Source organism: Paraburkholderia guartelaensis, assembly GCF_004353905.1.
GTDB classification, from domain to species: domain Bacteria; phylum Pseudomonadota; class Gammaproteobacteria; order Burkholderiales; family Burkholderiaceae; genus Paraburkholderia; species Paraburkholderia guartelaensis.
This window is the reverse complement of the sequence record NZ_SMOD01000033.1, coordinates 71,843-80,591: the sequence shown is the minus strand read 5'-3', so window position 1 is coordinate 80,591 and position 8,749 is coordinate 71,843. Positions and strand designations below refer to the sequence as shown.

Below are 8,749 nucleotides of genomic sequence, written 5' to 3'. Positions count from 1 at the left end.
CTGTCGATGGACGGCAAAGGCGCCTGGCGCGACAACGTGTTTGTCGAGCGCGTGTGGCGCAGCATCAAGTACGAAGAGATTTATTTGAGAGCCTACGAGTCGGTCAGCCACGCCCGGCGCTCCATTGGCCAATACATTGAGCTGTACAACCGCAAACGTCCTCATTCGAGTCTGGCGGATCAGACGCCCGATGAGGCATACTTCGCGACGCTGCCAGCGATCAAATCGGCAGCATGATCGCCCCGGACGTTCCACTTAAAAATCGCGGGACCCTGTCCGAACAAGCGGCACCACCTCTTACCCGGCTGGAATGGGTGCGGGTATCGCTTGCCAAGCACGAAGTCAGCGGCAATCCAAAACAGGCCGCACTGATGCCGGGATACGCCCGGATCAATAATTGGTGTGGTTCACTTGATTTTGAGTTGGAGAACGGTAAGTACAGTATGGGCTACATCAATCGTCGCGATATTGCTGACAGCATTCGTAAACTGGATTTCACCGCGGAGCCACCGACAGATGAGGAGATTGCCGAATTCGATGCGTACATGGAGGGCAAGGGCGCTTGACCGGCTGCTTCGCGCACAGTGCAGCCGAACAGAGCCACGACATTGAAGGTCGGCTCTTGGCCGAATCCGGCAGTTCGCTGTCGGGGACGCGCGTGGCGTGGACTGCATTGGAATGGCTGAGTGCTGCCAAGGGCGGCCCATCGCTTAGCGCACGGTTAGACGCCTCGACGGGCGGCGACCGTTGATTTCACTCAATCGCGCGAGAGAACGGGGCGCCCACCAGCGGACCGTTAGCCCTCAGTCTGCGCGCGTCCCTTCTCCCCCGGACGACCCGCGCACCCGTGCGAAGCGACGGTGGGCGTCCGGCGTCGCGAGTGCGTCGTACATCTCGTTTCCGCACCGATAGCATTCGTCAAGATCCATGAAATCGGGAGCGGGAGTAACATACTCAGCACCAGGTAATTTCGATCGGTCCACTGCGAAACCGCAGCGTGTTGTAATCCAATCGGAGCATTTTGGCGGGTCGAGTGTGTCGACAGCCTGAATTACATTAAGTGTGTTACCAGCACGATGGTCTCGACAGACGACATGGTTGAGGTTCAATTCCAACCCATGCGCCTCGCGCATCATCCACCAGAGGCTGTACGCCGCAAGCCCTTCAGCGCACCCTGGGCCGCCACCAACGTCATTGTGGTAGCCGGGAAACCAGCACTGCTTGAACGATTGACTGCCCGTGTCTCTAAAAAAGATCGGCTTAAACGACCAACGGCGCTCGTGGATAGAAACCGCGTGTCGGAAATGATCAATTCCAGGTTCAAGTTCACCGATATTAAGATGGCTTGAGCGGTCACGGAGGACGTAGAACTGGTTGCCCGGGACGCAATCAAACAGCCCGAGCATATGAATTCGTTGCTGCACGACCGTGCAGGGCTGCCTGACAGCTGTCAGCCACTCTCGATACTCTTCTTCCAGACTGCCCCGCCATCCTTTGAGGCCCCGGCGAACGATCATGCTTGCCAGGTGCCTAGCGGCAAATGCTCCCCGGCTGAAGCCAAAATGAAGATGCGGTCTCCCGGTTGATAGGCAGAATGAATTGCCCTCCATGCCTGCCGCGCGAGGTCGAATGTCCCACGTCCCATCATGCCATAGAACGTGCGCCCAATCGCTAACAGCCCAGAGCCGACTCCCGGGAAGTAATACGGAGGCAGAACGGATTTGTCCGCCCAATCGAGCAACATCGCGACGTTAGAACCCTGGCCCGCGTAGCTCTGTACGGCATTCCAGGTTCCGTCAATCCCCACCACGATATTCCTTTGCATCGCCGCAGTTCGCATGGAAACTTTAGGGACATGGTGGCTCCGCCTTAGAGCCGTCAAGAAGAATAGGCGATGGGTATTTGGATCGGTTTACTACTTTGTTCGGTACACCACACAAGGACGCAGTCAGGTTCGCGTAACGCCGTCGCCGGCGGAGAGCCACCAGCGCCAAGAAGCAGCCCGACCTTGTACCGTTGCGGGCGCTCGATCCCGCGCACAGCATCGGCGCACGGCTGTCCATCATGGAAAGGGGGCGCGGTAACTCAGGTAGAAGTCCTATTTGCTTTCGGCGGTCGCGAAACCACACATAACAGGGAGTACCTTTGTGGGTAGGCCTGCCGAACGAGGTGCGCCAAACGTGGAGCAAGGGCGCACACAAAAATGAGCCGGTTAAACCGGCTCTTGCTCTTTGCGTTCTGCTAATTTGCAGTCCTACACAATTTTACATAAGCTTTATTAGGTGTGCCTTTGATTTTCGTGCAGGTTTCCGGTTAGACGCAACTAAGCCGGGCGGGGCTCTCCCTTGCGCCCCCTGATAAATTCCTTTTCGAATCATGCACCTGCTGATTGCCCTTTGCGGGCTAGCATGATGGAAGGAGCCCGCTCGTTCAATCGGTGATGTGCGCCGAAATTGCAGACGCCGCCTGCAATTTCGACTCACTGCTCGGGACTTCAGCTCAGGCCCCGCTCAGACGTTCAGGCGTCTGTTCCACGCAGCAATCGACCGTTCAATTAGCCGCCACTATGTGGGCGAGAAAATGGCGTTGTATCCACCTGAACGAAAAAAGTTTGAGAATTGCATTTACATCAAGCCAAAGCGGCGCAGCGGCTCAACGAACTGAGAGTTCAACTCCGCCGAGGCGTTTCTGAACAGACCGTTGGGTCTGTTGGCTTGTGCGGCGAAAGTCGCACTGGTGAAGGTTCAGCCCTGCTTAGCTGCGCTTTTACGGCTCCCTTAGTGACGCATCGCCGCCGTAACCAGGAAATGGAACGGCATGGCCAGCAGCATGGTTCCGGCGAACCCGACCAGCCATAGAATGACAAACCACATCATGCGCTTGCCAAGCGTCGTCGATTCCGACGATTCTGAGTCAGAGGGTAGATCTGCCATGACTGAACTCCTTCAATGGTATTGGCTTCCCGCTTCAACTTTCCCGCGAAAGACCCAATAGCCGGCGGTTGTGTATACGACTATGATCGGGATGACAATCACGGCCCCCACAAGCGCGAAAAGCTGACTCACACGCGGCGATGCCGCGTCCCAAAGCGTGACGCTATCGGGAATCGCATACGGCCATATGCTGATAAGAAGACCGATATAGCCAAGAAGGATAAGCAACAGACACAATATGAACGGCGCCCGATCCAAGCGTCGCTTCACTGCGGCGTACATCAGGATCGCGGTTATGGCCACGAGAAACGGAATCGGATACAACCTGTAACGGAACGATGAGTCGAACCAGCGCGTGGCGACATGCGCATCTGTGAGCGGCGTCCAGATGCTGACGGCGAGGATGAAACCAAGCAGGGCAACGGTCAGCGGCCATACAAGCGCACGAAGACGATCCTGGAAGTCGCCATCCGTTTTGAGCACCAAATAAGTCGCGCCCTGCAAGGCGTAGGTGACCATCAGGCCCATACCCGTAAAGAAACTGAAGGGCGTCACCCAAAAGAACGGGTCGCCGGAGAACGTTCCGTCCTCGACGGGGATGCCGTGAAGATACGCTCCGAGAATCACACCCTGAAAGAATGCCGCACCCGCGGAGCCGCAAATGAAGGACAAACTCCACAGGTTTTTCGTGCGATTAGCCTTGCCGCGAACCTCGAATGACACGCCGCGAAAGATCAGGCATACCAGCATGAGTGTAATGGGCAGATAAAGTCCTGAGAGAGCGACTGAATAGACCGTCGGGAATGCTGCAAACAACGCTGCGCCTCCGAGGACCAACCAGGTCTCGTTGCCGTCCCAGACGGGCTCGATTGCATGCATCATCACGTCCCTTTCACCGTCGTTTGGGAAAAACGGAAATATCATTCCGATGCCCAGGTCGAATCCGTCAAGAGCGATGTACATAAACAGGCCGAAAGCGATGATCGCGGCCCATATCACGGTGACGTCCATAGGATGCTCCAGAATGCGTGAGGGGAGGTCGATTGCGCGAAATTAGTCCGTCGCTGCGGCTAGCGGACGCCGTCCGCCAGCTTCAACGGGTTCTGCCGGTTGAGGGAGGGGTGGCGCATGGCCCGGATGTCCGGGGCCCGCGTGGATGAGCCTCAAAATGTAATAGATGCCGGTGCCAAATACGAGAAAGTAGACCATCACGAAGACGAGCAGAGACACTCCAACGCTCTGCGCTATCACGGGTGAAACCGCATCCTTTGTACGGAGCACACCGTAGACGACCCATGGTTGACGCCCTGCCTCCGTGGTGATCCAGCCTGCAATGAGCGCGACGATACCTGCCGGCCCCATGAATACCGTGAGCCATTGATAGGGCCGAAACTCAAACAGCCTGCCTCGATTGCGCAACAGGAAGCCCGCAATGGCAATCAGTATCGTCAATACGCCAAGGCCGGCCATGATGCGGAAGGTCCAGAAGATGAGCGACGAGTTGGGCCGGTCTTCTTTCGGAAACTCCTTCAATCCGCGAATTTCGCCATCCCAACTATGGGTAAGAATCAGGCTGCCCAGGTGAGGTATCTTGATCGCGTAGCGGGTTTCCTCGGCCTGCATATCCGGAAAGCCGATCAGATTGAGTGCTGTGCCGCCTTTCTCGGTCTCCCATAGTCCTTCAATTGCAGCGATTTTCGCGGGTTGGTAGCGACGCGTATTGAGACCGTGCTGGTCGCCGACGAAGGCCTGGAGGGGAGCAAGAAACAGTAATAACCACAGCGACATCGAGTACATTGTTTTGACTGAAGGGTCACGCCGTCCACGCAATAGATGCCAGCCTCCTGTCGCTGCGACGATGAGTGCGGCTACTATGAAGGCGGCCATCGTCATATGCGCCAGTCGATAAGGAAAGGACGGGTTGAATATGACGGAGAACCAGTCGACGGGTAAGACGTGTCCGTTCTCGATGGAGTAGCCTTGAGGCGTTTGCATCCAGCTGTTTGAAGCCAAAATCCAGAAAGTGGAGATCAGCGTGCCGACTGCGACCAGCACCGTGGCGGCGAAGTGTGCTTTCGGCCCCACCTTTTGCCAGCCGAACAGCATGATTCCAAGGAATCCGGCCTCGAGGAAGAAGGCGGTCATCACCTCATATGTCAAGAGTGGGCCTGTGATTGGTCCCGCGAACTTCGAGAATCCGGACCAGTTCGTCCCGAACTCATACGCCATTACAACGCCGGATACCACGCCCATTCCGAAACCCACGGCGAAGATCCTGGACCAGTAAATGCATAACTCCTTGTAATGTGGTTTGCCGGTTTTCAGGTAGCAGCCTTCGAGAACTGCCAAGTAGCTAGCCAGTCCGATGCTGAGTGCCGGAAACATGATGTGGAAGGAGACTGTGAAGGCGAATTGAAGCCGTGACAGATCGAGTGCATTGCCATCCATCGAAATCACCTTAGCCATGCGCCCCCGCTCTTCAAGACGCCTCACGCTCGTTCCGGAAGAAGAGAGTGCGGGCGTCGCACGAAGGCTCGGGTTCGCTCATGAGAAATTGCCGCTAATTTTCAGGGATCCTCCGTCCGTCTACAATCTATCGGATGGGAGGGTTCTTTCGAGAAATAGAGGAATATCGGCCGGGTAGCCGGAAGTGAATCCGAGGAACCCGGTCATTCTCACATCGAACGGGTTGTCGTATTCGATGTACTCCTTCCACCGCAATGCGTGCACGATTGGCCGCTTTTAGCATGCGTGCGAGCTCGATGACTTCCGTGTGCGAATTCTTGCAACCCGCCCCGCATAGCAGCGTCACTCGCGACGACTCGTTCAGCATGCTTGCCAGTTCGGTGACTTCGCAGAGCGCTGGTTGAATCACTGGGGCGATCGCGATCCAGTTTGGCGCAGGTATGGTCAGCGGGGCGAGCGCCACATTGCCCGGGACGACAACCGTTGCCACGCCTTTTCGCCCGTTTGCCGCGCGCATGGCGCGGTTGAGAATCTGGGGGAGCTGGTCCGGGCTCGACACGACGACGCCATACACGCGCTTCACTCCCACTTTAACAAGCGCATCAACCATATAGTCAGAAGCAGTCCTTGTCATTTCACATCTCCATTGCAGTTGAGCATGTACAGACGTATGCTCCCGTTGACAAAATGCGAACTGACGTTAATGGATGCTGTCTGCGTGTAGCATCTCAAACAGTTGATGGTTGTCACGATAATCCACGTGAACGCCGACGATCACCGGTCCCGGCGTATCGAAAGCCGTCTTCATGACGAAAGGGATCTCGTCCGGCTTGTTGATCATGAGACCTCGCGCTCCGAAGGCTTCGGCGTATTTCAGATAATCGACAGGACCAAAGTCGGTTCCCGAAGACCTTCCGTACTTGAGCCTTTCCTGCGTCGCCACCATGTCGTACGAGCCATCTATCCAGACCATGTGCACGATGTTCGCCTTGAGTCGAACGGCTGTCTCGAGTTCCATTGAGGAATAGAGAAAACCGCCGTCACCGGAAATGGAAAGCACCTTCTCCTGTGGCCGGACGATCGAGGCCGCAATCGCCCAGGGCAGAGCGACCCCCAATGTTTGCTGGCCATTCGTGATGAGCACCTGCCGCGGCCTGAAGCTATATAAATGGCGTGCGATCCACAGATGGAAAGACCCCATGTCAAGACAGACGGTAATGTCGTCTCTGACAAATTGCTGCAATTCGTGAACGAGCCGAAGAGGATGGACAGGTGTGCCGTTGCGGGCGGCAGAGTCCCTGGCGAGTTGAAGGCGTTCTGCGTGGATCAGCTCGAGAATTCCCGATGAGATTGCCGACCTTCCGGCACGATCGATCAGCGATGTCAGCGCCTGCAGGGTCAGTGCAATGTCACCCGTCAACTCCACATGGGGACAATAGGCATTGTCGAGGTCCGCGGGTAGCACATCGACATGGATAATCCTGCGCTGCTTCCCCTTGTTCCACAAGGCAGGCCAATACTCCACCGGATCGTAGCCAATCGTAATCACCACGTCGGCGGAATCGAGCAGTCTGTCTGCGGGCTGATTGGCAAGTTGACCGACCCTGCCGCCAAAATTGCTGAACATCATGGCACCCACGGCACCGGCCGCCTGGAAGGTGCCGACCACCGGGAGATTGCGTTTGCCGATGAACGCCTGCAGGGCTGCGGCATTCGCGGGCTTGCTGGCCAACAACCCCAGCAATACCACGGGAGTCGACGCCGCGTTGATCAGCCTCGCGGTTTCCTGGATCGCTGCGCTGTCGGCCGGCCCCAGCCCCGCAAATACAGGCCGCGGCAGCGGCGTATGTCCACAAGGGCTGGCCGTCACATCCTTGGGCAAGTTGACGTAAGCTGCGCCAGGCCGGCCACTTTCAGCGGCCCTGAAGGCATTGGCCATGACCTCGTTGATTTGCGCGGGAGCACCGACCGTGGCGCTGAACTTCGTCACCGGTTTCAGAATGGACACGGCGTCCATAGTCTGGTGAATCTGTTTGAGCGCCTCATCGGCGGCCACTGCACCGCCGAGGGCAACCACGGGGTCTCCTTCCGAGTTGGCAGTCGCGAGGCCAGTCACCAGGTTGGAGATGCCTGGTCCAGAAGTCGCGATGGCGACCCCGGCTGTGCCTGTCATGCGTCCGATGCCACCGGCGATGAAGGCGGCGTTCTGCTCGTGTCGGCAAACGACAGTCTCGATCTTCGAGTCGACCAGTGCGTTGAACACCGCATCGATCTTGGCACCTGGCACACCGAACACGTGAGTGACGCCTTGTGCCTCCAGAGCGCTGACAACCAGATCGGCGCCAATTTGCTGTGCATTTGCAGGTCTCCCGTTCATGGCAATCTCTCAATGAGCTTGTTCGGCGTAGGCTAGTTCCTCGGCAGTGTTCTTGCTGAGGTCGGATTTCAGGAATGCTTCGGATTCTGGCAGTGCCAGATGGAAGCTGGTCAGCGCTTCGACTCGAAGTCGAAGCGGGCCCGCGCAGACATCCAGCAGATGTCCGCCGTGCTGGCGATCCTCGGACAGAAAATGAAAGTGATAGCCGGCAACACTGAATGCGCTCGAGAAGCCGGGCGACCACAGACCAACGAGCGTTCCGTCGATCCACTCGAAATCAAATTCGGTCTGGGATTTCGCCGCGTCGACGAGGCGTGTACCTGGCTCGGGAGGGTTGACGACGCGAGTCCGAACGCTTTCGAAGTGTCCGTCCAGCCGAATTGCATAAAAGATGTTTCCCGACTTGCGATAGCGATCGCAGCACGCTTCCAGTTCCTTGAAGCTGGAAACGGGAACCGATTCTTCGTCAATTTGTGGCGTAAACCGGGTGACAACGGCGAAGGGGACTCCCGCCTCCTTGCCCGATTCTGAAACGCGACCGTTGCCCTGAACCTGATACGCGCGCCGATCGAGTACGACCATTTCCCCATCCAGGTTAGCAAAAGTACCGAGCCCGAAATCTCCGTGTTCGAGAACGGATTCAACGCTGACCTCGGCGTCGAAGACCCCCTCGACCAAGGCTCCCGATGTCGAAACCTGGAACAGCGTATGTACCGCTATACCCAGGTACTGAGACAAGGCGGCCGTGAGGATCGAGGACGACGTTCTTCCCGTTCTAGCGAGTTCATCATCCAGCGCGCTCTTTAGCGAGTTCGGGATGGTAGCGGAAAAAGATATCACTTAGTACTCCTTTGTTAATGAAAAGCGTTTCACCGATCCGGCGATGGTCTTGGAAGGATGTGCCGAGAACCGCTTCAATGACACCGCAGAGCGCTTCCTTGAGCGTCACGGACTGACAGTTGTCGTTGCGGCG

The 8,749-nt window shown here is 57.0% G+C and carries 10 protein-coding genes; 2 read left to right on the top strand and 8 right to left on the bottom strand.

The genetic code is table 11. The features are described 5' to 3' along the window. Both E1N52_RS32135 and E1N52_RS32130 read left to right on the top strand, forming a co-directional pair. On the top strand, positions 1 to 237 hold a 237-nt coding region (locus E1N52_RS32135; RefSeq protein ID WP_133187464.1), incomplete at its 5' end, for an integrase core domain-containing protein. Then, a complete protein-coding gene (locus E1N52_RS32130) occupies positions 234 to 566 on the top strand; it encodes a hypothetical protein (protein ID WP_133187462.1) in 333 nt (110 codons plus the stop codon). The genes E1N52_RS32135 and E1N52_RS32130, both read left to right, overlap by 4 nt. Positions 567 to 803: 237 nt before the next feature. On the opposite strand, the gene E1N52_RS32125 is transcribed toward E1N52_RS32130, so the two are convergent. The 8 genes from E1N52_RS32125 to budA form a co-directional block, all read right to left on the bottom strand. Beyond that, the gene (locus E1N52_RS32125) at positions 804 to 1,517 is read right to left on the bottom strand and encodes a T6SS phospholipase effector Tle1-like catalytic domain-containing protein (protein WP_342777912.1); all 714 of its coding nucleotides are present in this window, start codon (positions 1,515 to 1,517) and stop codon (positions 804 to 806) included. Continuing rightward, on the bottom strand, positions 1,514 to 1,825 hold the full coding sequence (locus E1N52_RS45770) for a phospholipase effector Tle1 domain-containing protein (RefSeq protein WP_165979488.1): 312 nt from the start codon (positions 1,823 to 1,825) through the stop codon (positions 1,514 to 1,516). The genes E1N52_RS32125 and E1N52_RS45770 overlap by 4 nt, the downstream gene beginning before the upstream one ends. A 952-nt stretch (positions 1,826 to 2,777) precedes the next feature. Further along, a complete protein-coding gene (locus tag E1N52_RS44250) occupies positions 2,778 to 2,933 on the bottom strand; it encodes a hypothetical protein (RefSeq protein ID WP_165979486.1) in 156 nt (51 codons plus the stop codon). Between the two features lie 12 nt (positions 2,934 to 2,945). Then, positions 2,946 to 3,944: a cytochrome d ubiquinol oxidase subunit II gene (gene cydB / locus E1N52_RS32115; RefSeq protein WP_133187456.1), complete on the bottom strand. Its 999-nt coding sequence runs from the start codon at positions 3,942 to 3,944 to the stop codon at positions 2,946 to 2,948. A 42-nt stretch (positions 3,945 to 3,986) separates the two neighbouring features. Beyond that, positions 3,987 to 5,399, bottom strand: coding sequence for a cytochrome ubiquinol oxidase subunit I (locus tag E1N52_RS32110; protein WP_281282788.1), 1,413 nt, complete (start codon positions 5,397 to 5,399; stop codon positions 3,987 to 3,989). A 127-nt stretch (positions 5,400 to 5,526) separates the two neighbouring features. Further along, a complete protein-coding gene (locus E1N52_RS32105) occupies positions 5,527 to 6,033 on the bottom strand; it encodes a hypothetical protein (protein ID WP_133187454.1) in 507 nt (168 codons plus the stop codon). 66 nt (positions 6,034 to 6,099) lie between these two features. Next, positions 6,100 to 7,776 (bottom strand): acetolactate synthase AlsS, encoded by a 1,677-nt coding sequence (gene alsS / locus E1N52_RS32100; RefSeq protein ID WP_133187452.1) that lies wholly within the window; start codon positions 7,774 to 7,776, stop codon positions 6,100 to 6,102. Between the two features lie 9 nt (positions 7,777 to 7,785). Beyond that, complete coding sequence (budA, locus tag E1N52_RS32095; RefSeq protein ID WP_133187450.1) at positions 7,786 to 8,616, bottom strand: acetolactate decarboxylase; 831 nt, start codon at positions 8,614 to 8,616, stop codon at positions 7,786 to 7,788. Between the last annotated feature and the right edge of the window lie 133 nt (positions 8,617 to 8,749).